This is a genomic window from Tenacibaculum finnmarkense genomovar ulcerans, from assembly GCF_900239495.1.
Classification (GTDB): Bacteria; Bacteroidota; Bacteroidia; order Flavobacteriales; family Flavobacteriaceae; genus Polaribacter; species Polaribacter ulcerans.
On record NZ_OENE01000015.1, the window covers coordinates 354,582 to 372,167 of the forward strand.

Genomic DNA, 17,586 nt, shown 5'->3' on the forward strand with positions numbered 1-17,586 from the left:
ACTATTATTTTAAGATTTAAGATAATCCTGAAATTACACCATTATTATCAATACTCATATTTTCTGATGCTGGTACCGCTGGCAAACCTGGCATACGCATCATTTTTCCTAAAATAGGAATAACAAACTGTGCTCCTGCTGCAATTTCTATTTCACGTACATTTACCGTAAAACCTGTTGGTCTTCCAATTAATTTGTCATCATCTGAAAAAGATTTTTGCGTTTTTGCCATACAAACAGCAAAATCGTTAAATCCTAATCTGTCAATTCTACGTAAATTTAATTCGGCTTTTTTATCATAGGTTACTCCGTCGGCACCGTAAATTTCTTTGGCAATTACTTCAATTTTATCTTTAATTGGGCTTTTAAAATCGTATAAAGGTTTAAATTGTGTTGCTTTATTTTCAACAACATTTACAACGGCTTTGGCTAAGTTTTTAGTTCCTTCACCTCCTTTTGCCCAACCTTCTGAAACCACTGCTTCAACACCTAATTTGGCACAGGCTTCAATAACAAAACTCACTTCTTCTGCTGAATCAGAAATAAATGAATTGATCGCTACTACTGGCTCAATATTAAATTTACGAATGTTTTCAATATGCTTTTCTAAGTTTTTAAATCCGTTTTGAACACGTTCTAAACTTGGCGTATTATATTCCTCTTTTTTTGCACCTCCATGATGACGCAATGCTCTAATGGTCGCTACTAAAACAACACATTTAGGATTTAATCCTGCGTATTGCGATTTGATATTTAAAAACTTTTCTGCGCCTAAATCGGCTCCAAAACCTGCTTCGGTTACTACGTAATTAGATAATGATAATCCCATTTTTGTAGCGATAATCGTGTTGGTTCCTTGGGCTATATTTGCAAAAGGACCTCCATGAATAATTGCGGGGTTTTCTTCTAATGTTTGTACTAAATTCGGCTTAATAGCATCTTTTAATAAAATTGCCATCGCATCTTGTGCGTTTAAATCACGGGCAAAAACAGGTTTTTTATCAAAAGTAAATCCAATAAAAATACTTCCTAAACGCTTTTTTAAATCATCAAAATTACTTGCCATACAAAGTATCGCCATTACTTCGGATGCTGGGGTAATATTAAAACCGTCTTCACGAGGAATTCCGTTTCCTGTACCACCTAAACCAATGGTAATTTGACGCAATGCGCGGTCGTTCATATCAATTACTCGTTTCCATAAAATGGTACGAGGATCAATATTTAAGTTATTCACTTTACTTTGAATATTATTATCAATTAAAGCAGCTAATAAATTATTTGCCTTTTCAATAGCGTTAAAATCACCTGTAAAATGCAAGTTAATATCTTCCATAGGAACTACCTGTGAATTTCCACCACCAGCAGCACCTCCTTTAATACCAAAAACAGGCCCTAATGAAGGCTCACGTAACACAACAGTTGCTTGTTTATCTATTTTATTTAACCCTTCGGTTAAACCGATTGAAACCGTTGTTTTTCCTTCCCCTGCTGGAGTTGGCGTTAAAGCGGTTACTAAAATTAAGTTGTTTTTTGCAATTTTAGCTTCATCAATTAAATTTAAAGGTAATTTTGCTTTGTACTTTCCGTACATTTCTAAATCGTCTTCTTTTACATTAAGTTTCGTAGCAATATGCTTAATGTGTTGTAATTCTTTTGCTTGTGCAATTTCAATATCTGATAAATGTGCCATCGCTAATTATATGATTTTATGTTATTAATTTACACTTTTAAAACATAGTAAATATACAAAATCTAATTCTTTTAGAAACTCATAACCAAGCCATTTATTTTAGTCAAACACAGATGAACCATATAAATATGGCAAAATAATTGGCAAACCTTTTTCGAAATACTATATTTGCTCGTTTTAAAAAAGAATTCGTTTAAATTAAAATAGATGCAAAACAAAGGTCTTATTAAATTATTTGCTGTCCTTTTCGGACTAGTAAGCTTGTACCAATTGTCGTTTACATTTTTTGCTAATAAAGTAGAAGATAGCGCTAAGGTATATGCAAAGGAGAACGCTAAGGGTAACAGCGGTAGAGAGTTAGCTAAATTTGAAAGAAAATATTTAGATAGCGTTGCAAACGATCAGGTTGTAAACTTAGGTATTGGTAAATATAGCTATAACGACATCAAGGAGCGTGAAATGAACCTTGGTTTAGACTTAAAAGGTGGTATTAATGCTATTTTACAAGTATCTGTAAAAGATATTTTAATTGCTTTAGCAAACAATTCTGAAAACACTGTTTTTAGATCAGCGTTAGCAAAAGCGAATGAAGCTCAAAAAGACAGTCAAGAAAACTACTTAGACTTATTTTTAACACAATTCGAAACCTTAAGTAACGGAAGTATTAAATTAAGTGATCCTGCAATTTTTGGTACAAAATCTTTACGTGAAAAGATTGATTTTAATAAAACCAATGCGCAAGTAAAAGAAGTTTTACAACAAGAAATTAATAGTTCTATTAATACTTCTTTTGAAGTATTACGTAGCCGTATTGATAAATTTGGTGTAACTCAACCAAATATTCAGCGTATCGGAAACTCTGGAAGAATTCAAATTGAATTACCAGGTGCTAAAGATATTGAGCGTGTTACAAAATTAATTACAAGTACTGCCGAATTACAATTTTGGGAAGTATATACAAATGCTGAAGTTCAAAACTTTTTCTTTAGTGCAAATGCTAAAGTTGCTGAATTATTAAAAGATGATTCAATAACTGCAACCACGCAAGTTAAAGATTCTGCAAAAGCAGATGATATTGATGATTTATTAGGAACATCGACCGATGCAGCTGTAAAAGCAAATACTCAAAAGAACTTATTTACTTATTTATATCCTAATGTAGCTCAAAATCAACAACAAATGAGCTCTTTAGTGGCACAGGCTAAAGTTCAAGATACGGCACAGGTAAATAGCTTACTTGCTCATAAAAGTGTACAAGCTTTATTACCTGCAAATTTAAAATATGTTAAATTTTTATGGGATTATAAAGCACAGAAAAGTGCAGATGGTACTGCTGAAATTATTGGTTTATATGCCATAAAATCAAACAGAAATGACAAAGCGACTATTGATGGTGATGTAATTTCAGATGCTAATCAAGATTTTGATCAGTTAAGCAAGCCAGTTGTATCAATGACAATGAATGCTAGTGGAACTAAAAAATGGGCAAAAATGACTGGCGATAATGTTGGTAAATTCGTTGCCGTTGTTTTAGATAACTACGTATATACAGCGCCTGTGGTAAACGGAGCAATTACAGGAGGAAGTACTCAAATTTCAGGAGGAACCATGACTGTTGAAGAAGCTCAAGATATTTCAACAGTATTAAAAGCGGGTAAATTACCTGCTCCTGCTAGAATTATTCAGGCAGAAGTTGTTGGACCATCATTAGGGCAAGAATCTATTAACGCAAGTATTTGGTCATTCGGATTAGCGATTTTATTAATTTTAGTTTGGATGTTTTTATACTACGGTAAAGCGGGTATTTACGCCAACATTGCTTTATTAGTAAACATTTTATTTATCTTCGGATGGTTAGCCTCATATAATGCAGTTTTAACCTTACCTGGAATTGCAGGTATTATTTTAACAATCGGTATGTCGGTTGATGCGAATGTTATTATTTTCGAAAGAATTAAAGAAGCCTTAAGAGGTGGACAAACTTTAGAAACTGCCGTTGATGAAGGATTTAGTTTTAAAGGAGCTTTATCGGCAATTATTGATGCAAATATTACTACATTCTTAACGGGTGTTATTTTATTTATCTTCGGAACAGGACCTATTAAAGGTTTTGCTTATACATTAATGCTAGGTATTGCAACTTCATTATTTACAGCAATTTTTATCACTCGTTTATTTATTGATAAATCTATTGAAAAAGGAACTGGATTACCTTTCAATACAAGTATTTCTAAAAACTGGTTTCAAAATATCAATATCGAATTTTTAAAGAAACGTAAGTTAGCTTATATTGTTTCTGGATTCTTTATTTTAGCTGGATTGGTATCAATCTTTACCTTAGGATTAAAACAAGGTGTTGATTTTAAAGGAGGTCGTTCTTACGTTGTACGTTTTGATCAGCCAATGAATGCAACACAAGTTGCAACGAGCTTAAAAGATGCTTTCAAATCGGCTCCTGAAGTAAAAACTTACGGATCTGATCATCAATTAAAAATAACTACTGCTTTTAAAATTGATGAAGATGGTAGCGAAGTTGATGAAATAGTTCAAAAATCATTATTTACAGGATTAAAAGCGTATTTAGGAACTACTTCTTACGAAGACTTTAAACCAGGATTCGAAAAAGCAGGTAGCGGAATTATGAGCTACATGAAAGTAGAACCAACCATTGCTGATGATATTAAAAAATCAGCATTATGGGCAGTAATCGGTTCATTAATTGTAGTTTTCTTATATATTTTATTACGTTTTAGAAAAATAGCCTTCTCTATCGGTGCAGTTGTTGCCGTATTCCACGATGTATTAGTGGTATTAGGTGTATTTTCTATCTGCTACAAATTCATGCCTTTTGACATGGAAATTGGGCAATCATTTATTGCTGCTATTTTAACAGTAGTTGGATATTCATTAAATGATACCGTAGTAATTTTTGATAGAATTAGAGAATTTACTCAAGAAAAAACAACCATATCGGCAAGTTTAGTAAACAAAGCTTTAAACAGTACCTTAGGTAGAACCATAAATACTTCTTTAACAACATTATTAGTAATGTTAGCAATTTTCTTCTTTGGAGGAGATAGTATTAAAGGATTTATGTTTGCCTTAATTGTAGGAGTTGTTGTAGGTACGTATTCATCATTATTCGTAGCAACACCAATTATGTTCGATGCTTCTAAAAAAGCAGAAGCTGTAAAAGAGCAAGAAGAAAACCAAGAAATAGCATAACAACAATATCTATTTTACAAAAACCGTTTTGAATTTTATTCAAAACGGTTTTTTCATTTACTATCAAGCAACTATCTTTGTAAAATTATTTGTACTATTATGAAAATTACAAAACTTCACGATTTATATTTTAAAGAATTCATTTCTCCAAATGAAATAACTACGATTGTTAAAAGATTAGCAAAACAAGTAAAGGCTGATTTGCCCAAAAATGAAGTTCCTATTTTTATTGGAATTTTAAATGGGTGCATTGTTTTTGCTGCCGATTTTTTACGTGAATATAAAGGCGATTGTGAAATTAGTTTTGTAAAATTAGCTTCTTACCAAGGAACAACATCAACCCAAAAAGTAAAAAATCTAATCGGTATTAATGAAGATTTAACCAATAGAACGGTTATTATTTTAGAAGATATTATTGATACAGGAACAACATTACAGGAGATTTACGAAATCTTCAAAACAAAAAATATTAAAGAATTAAAAATAGCAACACTTTTTTTCAAACCTGATGTTTACAGAAAAGAACTGCCTATAAATTATATCGGAAAAAGTATTGAAGATAAATTTATAGTTGGTTACGGCTTAGACTATAAAAATTACGGTAGAAATTTACCCGCTATTTACCAATTAACAACAGCACCCAAAATGAAAAATATCGTATTATTTGGCCCTCCAGGCGCAGGAAAAGGAACACAGGCAGATTTATTAAAAGAAAAATATAATTTAGTACATATTTCTACTGGTGACGTTTTTCGTTTTAATATTAAAAATAAAACTGAATTAGGTTTGCTTGCTAAAACCTATATGGATGATGGAAATTTAGTTCCTGATCAAGTAACCATTAATATGCTAAAAGCAGAAGTTGAAAGAAATGCTGATGCTAACGGGTTTATTTTTGATGGTTTTCCAAGAACACAATCGCAAGCGGAAGCTTTAGATGCTTTTTTAGGTGAAAAAAACGAACGTATTAACGGAATGGTAGCTTTAGAAGTATCTGAAGATTTATTAGTGAATCGTTTATTAGAAAGAGGAAAAACAAGCGGAAGAACTGATGATACTGACGAGAGTAAAATCAGAAATCGTTTTAATGAGTACAATACTAAAACCGCTATTTTAAAAGAATTTTACCAAGATCAAGGTAATTATTATGGTGTAAATGGTGTTGGAAATATTCAAGAAATTACACAACGTTTATCAGAAGTATTTGATACATTATAAAAATTACTATTTTTAAACGAAGAGCGATAATTTTAAAGAAATATAAAAAAACTTCTTTATCTTGCTCAAAACCATAGTAGTTATAACGATTACTGCTGTTTAAATAAAACAGCCAATAACTTAGAAAAAATGACTGAAGGAAATTTTGTTGACTATATAAAAATCTACGCATCTTCTGGTAAAGGAGGTCGAGGATCTGTGCATTTACATCGTGAAAAGTATATTACTAAAGGTGGTCCTGACGGAGGTGACGGTGGTCGTGGAGGGCACATCATTTTACGTGGTGATAAAAGTATGTGGACACTTTTTCATTTAAAATTTAAACGTCATTTTAGAGCTGAACCAGGTGGTGACGGTAGTGCAAGTCGTAGTACAGGGCACGATGCAAAAGACATTATTGTACCTGTTCCATTAGGTACTATTATTCGTGATGCCGATACCGATGAAATTTTACACGAAATTACACACCACGATCAAGATATTATTTTATTACCTGGTGGAAAAGGTGGTTTAGGAAACTGGCACTTTAAATCGTCAACAAACCAAGCACCTCGTTACGCACAACCAGGTATTGACGGTACAGATGGATGGTTCCGTATTGAACTTAAATTATTAGCTGATGTTGGTTTAGTTGGTTTCCCGAATGCAGGAAAATCTACTTTATTATCGGTAATTACAGCAGCAAAACCGAAAATTGCAGATTACGCTTTTACCACCCTAAAACCCAACTTAGGTATTGTAGAACATCGTAATCACAAGAGTTTTGTGGTAGCAGATATTCCTGGAATTATTGAAGGAGCTGCCGAAGGAAAAGGATTAGGACATTATTTTTTACGTCATATTGAACGTAATTCTACCTTATTATTTTTAATTCCTGCCGATAGTGATGATATCAAAAAAGAATATGAAATTCTATTAAACGAATTGCGTAAGCACAATCCTGAATTGTTAGACAAAGACCGTTTATTAGCAATTTCGAAAGCGGATATGCTAGATGACGAACTAAAAGAAGAAATTAAAAAAGATTTACCAGAAGGTATTGATGCTTTATTTATTTCGTCTGTAGCCCAATTAGGTTTACAAGAATTGAAAGATAAATTATGGGATATGTTGAATTAATTTTCAACCTTAATTTATTTCAAATAATTTTATATAAAAACCCTGAACAGTAATTGTTCAGGGTTTTTAGTTTTTTATCAAACCGAATCCGTCATGCTGAGTTTAGTTCAGCATCACACCCTGATTTTGCGGTATTTTTTAACTTTTTTTGATGATTATTTGTCAATTCGAGTAATTTTAATGACTAAAAGTAATTAAAAGTGTATCGATAATTTGAATCTTTTATCTTCATTTCTTTTGATGATAAATACCTTCTCGATACTATTTTTTTGAAGAAAAAAAATCACTCGAACTGACAATTTATCTAATTTTACAAAACTCTTTTAGCTTTTACAAAGGTTTTTCGCCAGTAATTATCTTGCAAAGAGCTAATCATTACACCACTTGAGGTGCTTGCATGTATAAAACGAATATTTCTATTTTTAACAGAAGTAACCAAACCAACATGATTTACACGCCCACTTCTTCTTGCGGTTTTAAAAAATAATAAATCGCCACGTTTTACTTTTTTAAGTGAAACCTGATAGCCTTTGGCATACATTTGACCCGACGACCTTGGTATTTGTACCTTCCGATGTTTAAAAGAGGTATAAATTAAACCAGAACAATCCATACCTCGTTTGGTTGTTCCGCCGTATTTATAGGGAGCGCCTTTGTAACTTACCGCTGTCCAAATAATTTTATCGGCAAGGCTTGCTGTTTTTGTCGATTTTACAACAACTTTTTTAGGCGCTTTTTTGGGGGTCTTTTTAGGATATTTTTTGGTTGATTTTACCAATCGAACCGATCTATGTATCGATTTTGACGCTTTATGATATTTGCTTATATTTTTTGATGATCCACAAGAAATCATTAAAAAAGAAGCTATTAAAACATATATTATTTTTTTAATCATAAAGCTATGTATTCTTTTTTATCACTAGTTATTACTTTTTTAATCCGTTTACAATTAATTTTGCTGTTTTTGCAGATGCTCCTTTTCCTCCTAGCATTTCTTCTAAATCAAAATAAGCTAAAAACAGTTCTTTTCGGTCTTCAGGTTGTAAAATACGTTGTAATTCTTTCGATAAATTTTCTTTGGTAAAATCGTCTTGAATTAGTTCTTTAACTACCTCTTTATTCATAATCAAATTAACCAACGAAATATATTTTAAGGTAATAATTCGCTTTGCAATTTGATATGAAATGTTACTTCCTTTATAACAAACCACCTGGGGAACTTTAAACAAAGCAGTTTCTAGCGTTGCCGTACCCGAACCCACCAAAGCCGTGTTTGAAATACTTAATAAATCGTAGGTTTTATTGTTGATAAACTTCACATTTTTACTACCAATAATCGTTTTATAAAACTCATACGGCTGACTAGGAGCACCGCCAATCACAAACTGATACTCAGAAAAATCATCGACTAAAGATAACATAACCGATAACATTTTTGTAATTTCTTGCTTTCTACTTCCTGGCAATAAAGCGATAATATCTTTATCTCCTAAATTATGCGTGGTTCTAAAAAGCGCTTCATCGATTTGTTTTCTGCCTTCAATACCATCAATTAACGGATGCCCAACAAAAGTTACCTGGTAATCATATTTTTGATAAAATTCTTTTTCAAACGGAAGAATTACAAACATCGCATCAACATCGCGTTTAATATCGGCTACCCTACCCGCTCTACTTGCCCAAACTTGTGGCGAAATATAATAATTCGTTTTAAAACCTTGTTGTTTTGCCCATTTAGCAATACGCAAATTAAAGCCTGAATTATCTATAAAAAGAATTACATCGGGCTTAAAACTAGCGATATCTTTTTTACAAAAAGACATCATACCTAGTATTTTAGGTAAATTTAACAACACCTCAACAAAGCCCATAAAAGCACGCTCTTTGTAATGTTTTACAAGTGTTCCGCCTACTTCTTGCATTAAATCACCACCCCAAAAACGAATGTCTGCTTTTGGATCTTCTTTTAATAAAGATTTCATCAAATTGGCTCCGTGTAAATCACCCGAAGCCTCGCCTACAAGAATGTAATATTTCATATATTATACAAATTTTAAAATAAGTGTCGCTACTGCTATTGCAACAGTTGTTATTAAAACACCTCTAGCTCTATAATCTTGTTTCTTTTTTAAAAATACCCAAAAAACGAATAAATTAGGAAGTGCCGCCAACGCCAGTACAGCCCCTAAAACACCCCCTTGTTTTACTTTTTTTAAAGTTTCGATAATTGTAGCATCCGAAATAAATTCTAAATACACAAAAAGACCACAAGCCGTAGCTAGTAAACCAGTTAAAACACCGATTAATACTTCTTTATTTATATGTCCCATGAGTTTAATTTTTGAATTGCATGATGTGCCGTCATATCAAATTGCACAGGAACTACTGAAATAAAATTATTTTCTAGCGCCCAAATATCCGTATCTTGTCCTTTGTCTCTATTTACAAATTCGCCCGATAACCAATAATATTCTTTACCCGTTGGATTTTTACGTTTGTCAAAACTCTCTTTCCAATAGCCATTTGCCTGACGACAAACACGAATCCCTTTAATTTCTTCTTCTTTTAATTTTGGAATATTTACATTTAAAACCACCCCATCAGGCAAGCCATTTTCCAGTACATTTACCACTATTTTTTCTATGAATTTTTTAGCAGCTCTAAAATCGGCATGCCAGTCAAAATCTAATAACGAAAAACCAATTGCAGGAATTCCTTCAATACCCGCTTCAACAGCAGCACTCATAGTTCCTGAATAAATAACATTTATAGAGGAATTTGCACCGTGGTTGATTCCTGAAACACATAAATCGGGCGTGCGATTTAAAATTTCATTTTTAGCCATTTTAACACAATCGGCAGGCGTACCAGAACAACTGTATTCTATTTGCGGACCTTGGTCAATTGTAATAGGATTACAATGCAATACATTATTTACGGTAATGGCATGCCCCATACCACTTTGTGGGCTATCGGGTGCTACTACAACTACATCGCCTATTTTATTCATTATTTCAATAAGCATACGAATACCTGGTGCGGTAATTCCGTCATCATTGGTCACCAAAATTAAGGGTCTTTCTTGCATAGTGTGTTAGTTTTACAACAAATGTAACATAAAAAAAGCACTCTTATTTTAACATTTTATAAAGATAAAAACCTGTATTTTATACGTAAAATTGTAAGAATCAAAGCCCAACAAAATGCTACAATTAATTATATATGTATCTATTTATATTCTTAACACGTTTTTTTGATCATAATTCCTTTAAATAAAGGAAAGAAGTTGTTATAAAAAACATCAAAATTAATAAATTGGCATTATTTTAGTAGATTAGCAATGCTAAGTACATCATTAAAAATATAGAAGAGATATGAAGAAGAAATTTATCATTCCATTTTTAGCCGTTATTGTATTTTTTTCAAACACCATTTATTCAAATACAACTTCAGATAAAAACCCCAACAAAGACCCTGAAAAAGATCGGGTAATTGTATATGTTTTAAAAAATATTTTAAGTCGATATCATTATGTTCAAAAAGAATTAAATGATGAATTTTCCGAACATGTTTACACCTCTTTCATAGACGGTTTAGACCCTAATAAACGGTATTTTACTCAAGAAGATTTAACCGAATTTTCGCAATTTAAGTATCAGATAGACGATCAATTAAAAAACACAGAAATTCATTTTTACAAATTGGTTTACAATCGGTTTTTAGAAAAATTAACTGCCGCAAAAAATAATTACCGTGCTTTATTAGCCCAACCTTTTAATTACAAAAAAAATGAAGTAATTAATGTTGATTACGAAAAAATTCCGTTTGCTAAAAATGAAAGCGAATTGGTTGATTATTGGAGAAAACAGCTTAAATTATCAATATTAAGCAGAATTGAAGACGCCGATGATACACAAAATAAAAAAGCTAAAAAAGATAAGAAATTAAAGCTTAAAAAATTCTATCAGCTAGAAATTGAGGCTCGAAAAGAAGTTTTAAAAAACATGAACGAATTATATGAGCGTATTGATGAGCTTGAAAATTCTGATTGGTATTCTACCTTTTTAAACAGTGTGGTTAGCGGTTTTGACCCTCATACTACGTATATGTCGCCAAGAATAAAATCTCGTTTTGACCAAGAAATGTCGGGTAAACTAGAAGGAATTGGCGCTCGTTTACAAAAAAAAGGAATGTACACACATATTGTAGAGCTAATTTCAGGCGGTCCGGCATGGAAACAAGGCGAATTAGAACCTGAAGATATTATTTTAAAAGTAGCCCAAGGCGATGCTGAACCTTTAGATATTGTAGGAATGCGCTTAGACGATGCCATTAAATTTATCAAAGGAAAAAAAGGAACAGAAGTTCGTTTAACGGTTAAGAAAAAAATTGACGGATCAACCAAAATTATTCCAATTATTAGAGATGTTGTTGAATTAGATGAAACCTTTGTAAAATCGAGTATTGTTGAAAAAAATGGTCAAAAATATGGCGTTATCGACCTGCCACGATTTTATATTGATTTCAATGATTTAAGCCGTAGAGATGCTGCTAAAGATATGGAGCAAGAAATTGAGCGTTTAAAGAGTGAAAACGTAAAAGGAATTATTGTTGATTTGCGTGACAACGGCGGAGGATCGTTAAAAACAGCCATCGAAATTGGCGGATTATTTATTAAAAAAGGTCCTATTGTACAAGTAAAATACCGTGGAGAAGATCCTTTAATTAAAAACGATACCGATTCAAAAATACAGTGGAACGGTCCTTTGGTAGTTATGGTGAATGAGTTTTCGGCTTCGGCTTCTGAAATTTTTGCCGCTGCAATGCAAGACTATAAACGTGGTGTTATTATTGGCGGAAAACAAACTTACGGAAAAGGAACTGTTCAAAATGTGATGCCAATTAATCGTTTTTATGAAAAATATCCAAGCGATTTAGGCGCCTTAAAAATGACCATTCAAAAATTTTATAGAATTAACGGTGGTTCTACTCAAATTGAAGGTGTTTATTCTGATATTTCATTACCTACCAGATATAGCTATATGAAATTTGGCGAACGTGATTTAGACGGTGCCTTGCCTTGGGATAAAGTGCTACAAGCCGATTATAACCCAACAAATTCGTATAGTAATTTTAACGATGCTGTTTATAATAGCAAGCAACGTGTATTAGAAAATGACCATTTTAATAAAATTAATAAATACGCAAAATGGCTAAAGAAAAATCAGGAAGAAAGAGTCTATTCATTAAAATATAGTACTTTTAAAAAGGAAAGCACTAAAAAAATTAAAGAAGGTGAATTATTTAAAGACATCTTTAAATTCGATTCTAACTTAACTTTTAATTCGCCTAAATACGAAGTAAATCTTTTTACAAAAGACACTGTTTTAAAAGAAAAACGTGTGGTTTGGCATAAAAATTTAAAGAAAGATATTTATTTAAACGAAGCTTTAAATGTTTTAAGTGAATTAAAAATGAATCGAAATTACACGCTTGTAAAACAATAATTAAATAAAAAAGAGACTGCTAAAAAGTAGTCTCTTTTTTAATATTTTAAATTCTTATTTTTTTTGAAGCAACTTCCCGCTTTACGCACTCGCTTTTTTTATTTTTTAAAAATAAAAAAGAGCTCAAACAATTGCTTCAATCGGGGCTAGGCATTTTTACTCACTTAACACTTCTAGTTTAACCACCAAACCTTCGTTAGAACGTACATTAAAAACAGTATCGTCTTCAAAAATTAAATACTGCCCTTTTACTCCAACTAAAACTCCCGTATAAGTTTCTGATTTTACAATATTTAAACTCTTTGGTTTTAAAGGATATTTATCAACAGGAAAATTAATTGCCGTTTCTTTATTATTTTCAATAATATATTGCTGTGCTTGTTCAGGAATAAATTCTTTTAATTTCTCTTTCCAAGATAGCAAACTTTCATCTTCAATATCGTTTTTTAGCATTTTTCGCCAATTGGTTTTATCGGCAACATGTGCTTTTAAAGCAACCTCTGTAATTCCTGCTAAATACCTGTTTGGCACTTCAACGATTTCAATAGCTTCGTGTGCTCCTTGATCTATCCAACGAGTTGGCACTTGTGTTTTTCTAGTAACCCCCACTTTTACATTGCTAGAATTGGCTAAATACACAATATGTGGTTTTAATTGTACACTTTTTTCATAAGCTAAATCTCTATCTTGAATATCTAAATGAGCTTTACTTAATTCAGGGCGCATAATCCAATCGCCAGCATTTGGCGTTTCAAAAAAACACTTTTTACAAAACCCTTGACGATATATTTCTTTTTCTAAATGACAATTTAAACATTCATACCCTGCAAAACTTAGCGTTATTTTGTTCTGTAACAACTGATTCATATTTATAAAATCAGTTTTCATATCTAAATAATACTGAACTGTATCTAAATTTTCAGTGCGCATTTTTTTTAAAACTCCTTGGTATTCCATGTCTTAAATTTTATTACTTTTAACCTTACAAAATTACAGTAAAAAAACTGAATTAAATCGAATTAAGTTGTAACCTATGTCGTTTCCATTTATAAATTCAATCATTTCTTGGTTTTTAAAAAAGCGTAAACACCAAGTAGAATTATTTTTAAAATATCCTATTGATGTTCAAAATGAATTGCTTCTAAAATTAATAAACACAGCTAAAAATACCGAATTTGGAGCTTCACATAATTTTTTATCCATAGAAAACTATGCTGATTTTTCAAAAAATGTGCCGATACAAAAATATGAAAGCATCGAACCGCTTATTGAACGCTGCCGAAAAGGAGAACAAAACCTATTTTGGCCTACGCCTATTCGTTGGTTTGCAAAAAGTAGTGGAACAACCAATGCGAAAAGTAAATTTATTCCTGTTAGCAATCAGGCAATTGAAGATTGTCATTTAAAGGCAGGGAAAGACATGTTGTGTTTGTATGTTTCGAACAATGAAAATTCGAAAATGTTTAAAGGAAAAGGCTTAAAATTAGGCGGTAGCACGGCTATTTACGAAAACAACAATTCATCTTTTGGTGATTTATCGGCAATTTTAACTAAAAACCTACCTTTTTGGGCCGATTTTAGCTCCGCTCCTAGCCACGAAGTTTCTTTAATGGCAGAATGGGAAACCAAAATGGAGGCTATTATTGATGAAACTATTGATGAAGATATTACCAGCTTAGTAGGCGTTCCTAGTTGGATGTTAGTGCTTTTAAATAGGGTTTTAGAAAAAACAGGAAAAGATAATATATTGGAGGTTTGGCCTAATTTGGAGGTTTATTTTCATGGTGGCGTAAATTTTAGCCCTTACCGTGAGCAGTATCAAAAATTAATTCCTAAAAAAGAGTTTAAATACTACGAAACCTATAATGCTTCGGAAGGTTTTTTTGCTATTCAGGATGTAAATAATTCAGATGAATTACTACTAATGCTAGACTATGGTATTTTTTATGAATTTATTCCAATGACACAATATGACGGCGAAAATTCTACTGCAATTCCGTTATCGGAAGTAAAAACAGGTGTTAATTACGCCATTATAATTACCACAAATAGCGGTTTATGGCGTTATTTAATTGGTGATACTGTTCGTTTTACCAACACAAATCCGTATCGTATAAAAATTACAGGACGCACCAAACATCATATTAATGTTTTTGGCGAAGAGTTAATTATTGAAAATGCCGAAGATGCCTTAAAAATTGCCTGCAAAAAAACAAAAGCAAGTATTAAAGAATATACGGTTGGTCCTATTTTTATGGTTGATAAAAAAAGTGGCGGACATCAATGGATTATCGAGTTTGATAATTTACCTGAAAATATGGCGTATTTTACCGAATTATTAGACGATAATTTAAAGAAGATAAATTCTGATTACGAGGCTAAACGCTATAATAATATGACTTTAGCAATGCCAATAATACACATAGCGCGTAAAAATTTATTTTACGATTGGTTTACTAAAAAAGGAAAGTTAGGCGGGCAACATAAAGTGCCTCGTTTGTCTAATTCTCGTAATTTTGTAGAAGAATTACTCGAATTATAATTAAAAAACTAAATGCCTAGCCCCGATTGAAGCAATTGTTTGAGCTCCTTTTTTTGATTTTTCTTCAAAAAAAGAGCGAGTGCGGAAAGCGGGAAATTGCTTCAAAAATTAAAGTTTAGCACAAAAAAAAGCGACCCATCTCAGGGAAGCTTTCCATTGGTTAACAAAACCATGACACTATTTAAAGTGCCTAACAACACAACTAAATTGCTGACCTTTAAAAAAAAATCAGCCTGCAAATATACACTTTTTTATACATTTACCAAAATTTTTTCGTTTTTTAACAAAAAAGGTGATTTTGTTAATCATTGTGTACTATTTCAATTGATTGTATCTTTGCTCCTTCATTAAAAATAAAAAAAACAAGCCATGCAATTATCAGAACAAGAAGTTGTACGTAGAGAAAAATTAGGGAAATTACGTGAATTAGGTATCAACCCATATCCTGCTGATTTATTCCCATTAGATTCTAATTCTAAAGAAATAAAAGAAAACTTTGCGCAAGATAAACAGGTAGTTATTGCTGGGCGATTAATGGCTATCAATATACAAGGAAAAGCTTCTTTTGCACAATTACAAGATAGTGAAGGTAGAATTCAACTTTATTTTAATAGAGATGAAATTTGTACTGGAGAAGATAAAACTTTATATAATGATGTTTTTAAAAAATTATTAGATTTAGGTGATTTTATCGGTGTTGAAGGTGAGTTATTTACCACAAAAGTTGGTGAAAAAACAGTAAAAGTAAAATCTTTTAAATTATTGAGCAAATCTTTAAAACCTTTGCCAATGCCAAAGGTAAAAGATGGTGTTACTTATGATGCTTTTACAGATCCTGAGATGCGTTACCGTCAGCGTTATGCTGATTTAGTGGTAAATCCGCATGTAAAAGAAGTGTTTGTAAAGCGTACAAAGTTATTTACTGCAATGCGTAACTTTTTTAACGATTCTGGTTATTTTGAAGTTGAAACGCCAATTTTACAGCCTATTGCTGGTGGTGCTTCTGCAAGACCTTTTATGACACATCACAATGCTTTAGATGTGCCTTTATATATGCGTATTGCGAACGAATTATATTTAAAACGTTTAATTGTTGGTGGTTTTGATGGTGTTTATGAGTTTTCTAAAAACTTCAGAAATGAAGGGATGGACAGAACGCATAATCCTGAATTTACTGCTATGGAAATTTATGTAGCTTATAAAGACTACAATTGGATGATGGACTTTACCGAAAAGTTATTAGAACATTGTGCGATTGCGGTAAACGGAACGAGTGAAGCAACTTTTGGAGAGCATAAGATTGATTTTAAAGCGCCATACGCAAGAGTTACTATGGCGGATTCTATCAAACATTTTACTGGTTTTGATATTAACGGAAAATCGGAAACGGAGCTTTTTGAGGCTGCCAAAGAAATGGGTATCGAAGTGGATGCAACCATGGGTAAAGGAAAATTAATTGATGAAATGTTCGGTGAAAAATGTGAAGGAAATTACATTCAGCCTACTTTTATTACTGATTATCCGAAGGAAATGTCTCCTTTATGTAAGGAACATAGAGATAATCCTGAATTAACAGAGCGTTTTGAATTAATGGTTTGTGGTAAAGAAATTGCAAATGCATATTCTGAATTAAACGACCCGATTGACCAACGTGAACGTTTTGAAGCGCAGTTAAAATTAGCCGAACGTGGTGATGATGAAGCTTCGGAATTTATCGATAATGACTTTTTACGTGCTTTAGAATACGGAATGCCTCCTACTTCTGGTTTAGGAATCGGAATGGACAGGTTAATTATGTATTTAACCAATAATGCGTCTATTCAAGAAGTGTTGTTTTTTCCTCAAATGAGACCTGAGAAAAAAGCACCTTCTGTTGAATTAAGTGACGATGAAAAAGCGGTTTTAGCGATTATTGAAAAATCTGAAAGAATAGATTTGAATAATTTAAAGATACAATCGAGTTTGTCTAACAAAAAATGGGATAAAACAATTAAAGGTTTAACTAAAAATAAATTAGCGAAAGTTGAAAAAACTGAAGAAGGTTTATTTGTTGAATTAGTGTAATTTTTTCTTACATATACTATAAAAAAGCAATCTCATTTGAGGTTGCTTTTTTTGTTTGATAATCTATCAAAGCTTGTTTGAAAATTAAATAAATTGTCAGTTCGAGTGATTTTTTCCCTTCAAAAAATGGTATCGAGAACTTGTTTGAAAATAAAGCACCTAAATTATTTAGTTAAACTTAGACCTCACAGGTTTTAAAAACCTATGAGGTTTGTTGC

At 31.9% G+C, this 17,586-nt stretch carries 12 protein-coding genes; 6 read left to right on the forward strand and 6 right to left on the reverse strand.

The features are described from left to right. Window positions 1–16 precede the first annotated feature (16 nt). Window positions 17–1,693, reverse strand: coding sequence for a formate--tetrahydrofolate ligase (locus DPIF8902391_RS06715; RefSeq protein ID WP_172505380.1), 1,677 nt, complete (start codon window positions 1,691–1,693; stop codon window positions 17–19). Between the two features lie 207 nt (window positions 1,694–1,900). On the opposite strand from DPIF8902391_RS06715, the gene secDF reads away from it, so the two are divergent. The 3 genes from secDF to obgE all read left to right on the forward strand — a co-directional run bounded on the left by secDF (window position 1,901) and on the right by obgE (window position 7,255). After that, window positions 1,901–4,918 (forward strand): protein translocase subunit SecDF, encoded by a 3,018-nt coding sequence (secDF, locus tag DPIF8902391_RS06720; RefSeq protein ID WP_058885815.1) that lies wholly within the window; start codon window positions 1,901–1,903, stop codon window positions 4,916–4,918. Window positions 4,919–5,017: 99 nt separating this feature from the next. Continuing rightward, window positions 5,018–6,136, forward strand: coding sequence for an adenylate kinase (locus tag DPIF8902391_RS06725; RefSeq protein WP_083501092.1), 1,119 nt, complete (start codon window positions 5,018–5,020; stop codon window positions 6,134–6,136). A gap of 129 nt (window positions 6,137–6,265) precedes the next feature. Further along, on the forward strand, window positions 6,266–7,255 hold the full coding sequence (obgE, locus tag DPIF8902391_RS06730) for a GTPase ObgE (RefSeq protein ID WP_058885816.1): 990 nt from the start codon (window positions 6,266–6,268) through the stop codon (window positions 7,253–7,255). A gap of 310 nt (window positions 7,256–7,565) precedes the next feature. Here the strand turns inward: obgE and DPIF8902391_RS06735 are convergent, their stop codons facing one another. The 4 genes from DPIF8902391_RS06735 to surE are packed head-to-tail and all read right to left on the reverse strand — an operon-like array spanning window position 7,566 to window position 10,343. After that, window positions 7,566–8,150: a C40 family peptidase gene (locus DPIF8902391_RS06735; RefSeq protein WP_172505381.1), complete on the reverse strand. Its 585-nt coding sequence runs from the start codon at window positions 8,148–8,150 to the stop codon at window positions 7,566–7,568. A gap of 31 nt (window positions 8,151–8,181) precedes the next feature. Further along, window positions 8,182–9,294, reverse strand: a complete 1,113-nt coding sequence (lpxB, locus tag DPIF8902391_RS06740; protein ID WP_172505382.1) for a lipid-A-disaccharide synthase — start codon at window positions 9,292–9,294, stop codon at window positions 8,182–8,184. Between the two features lie 3 nt (window positions 9,295–9,297). Further along, complete coding sequence (locus tag DPIF8902391_RS06745; RefSeq protein ID WP_058885819.1) at window positions 9,298–9,585, reverse strand: hypothetical protein; 288 nt, start codon at window positions 9,583–9,585, stop codon at window positions 9,298–9,300. Beyond that, window positions 9,573–10,343 carry a 5'/3'-nucleotidase SurE gene (gene surE / locus DPIF8902391_RS06750; RefSeq protein ID WP_058885820.1) on the reverse strand — a complete coding sequence of 257 codons (771 nt, stop codon included), beginning with the start codon at window positions 10,341–10,343 and terminating at the stop codon, window positions 9,573–9,575. The genes DPIF8902391_RS06745 and surE overlap by 13 nt, the downstream gene beginning before the upstream one ends. Before the next feature lie 286 nt (window positions 10,344–10,629). Here surE and DPIF8902391_RS06755 point away from each other — a divergent pair, with 286 nt between their 5' ends. Beyond that, window positions 10,630–12,762, forward strand: coding sequence for a carboxy terminal-processing peptidase (locus tag DPIF8902391_RS06755; protein WP_172505383.1), 2,133 nt, complete (start codon window positions 10,630–10,632; stop codon window positions 12,760–12,762). A gap of 156 nt (window positions 12,763–12,918) precedes the next feature. Here the strand turns inward: DPIF8902391_RS06755 and DPIF8902391_RS06760 are convergent, their stop codons facing one another. Beyond that, complete coding sequence (locus DPIF8902391_RS06760; protein WP_101903142.1) at window positions 12,919–13,719, reverse strand: DUF2797 domain-containing protein; 801 nt, start codon at window positions 13,717–13,719, stop codon at window positions 12,919–12,921. A gap of 76 nt (window positions 13,720–13,795) precedes the next feature. Between DPIF8902391_RS06760 and DPIF8902391_RS06765 the strand changes: the two genes are divergently transcribed. Next, on the forward strand, window positions 13,796–15,304 hold the full coding sequence (locus DPIF8902391_RS06765; protein ID WP_058885823.1) for a GH3 auxin-responsive promoter family protein: 1,509 nt from the start codon (window positions 13,796–13,798) through the stop codon (window positions 15,302–15,304). 369 nt (window positions 15,305–15,673) lie between these two features. Next, window positions 15,674–17,368: a lysine--tRNA ligase gene (lysS, locus tag DPIF8902391_RS06770; RefSeq protein WP_058886308.1), complete on the forward strand. Its 1,695-nt coding sequence runs from the start codon at window positions 15,674–15,676 to the stop codon at window positions 17,366–17,368. Window positions 17,369–17,586: the final 218 nt, after the last annotated feature.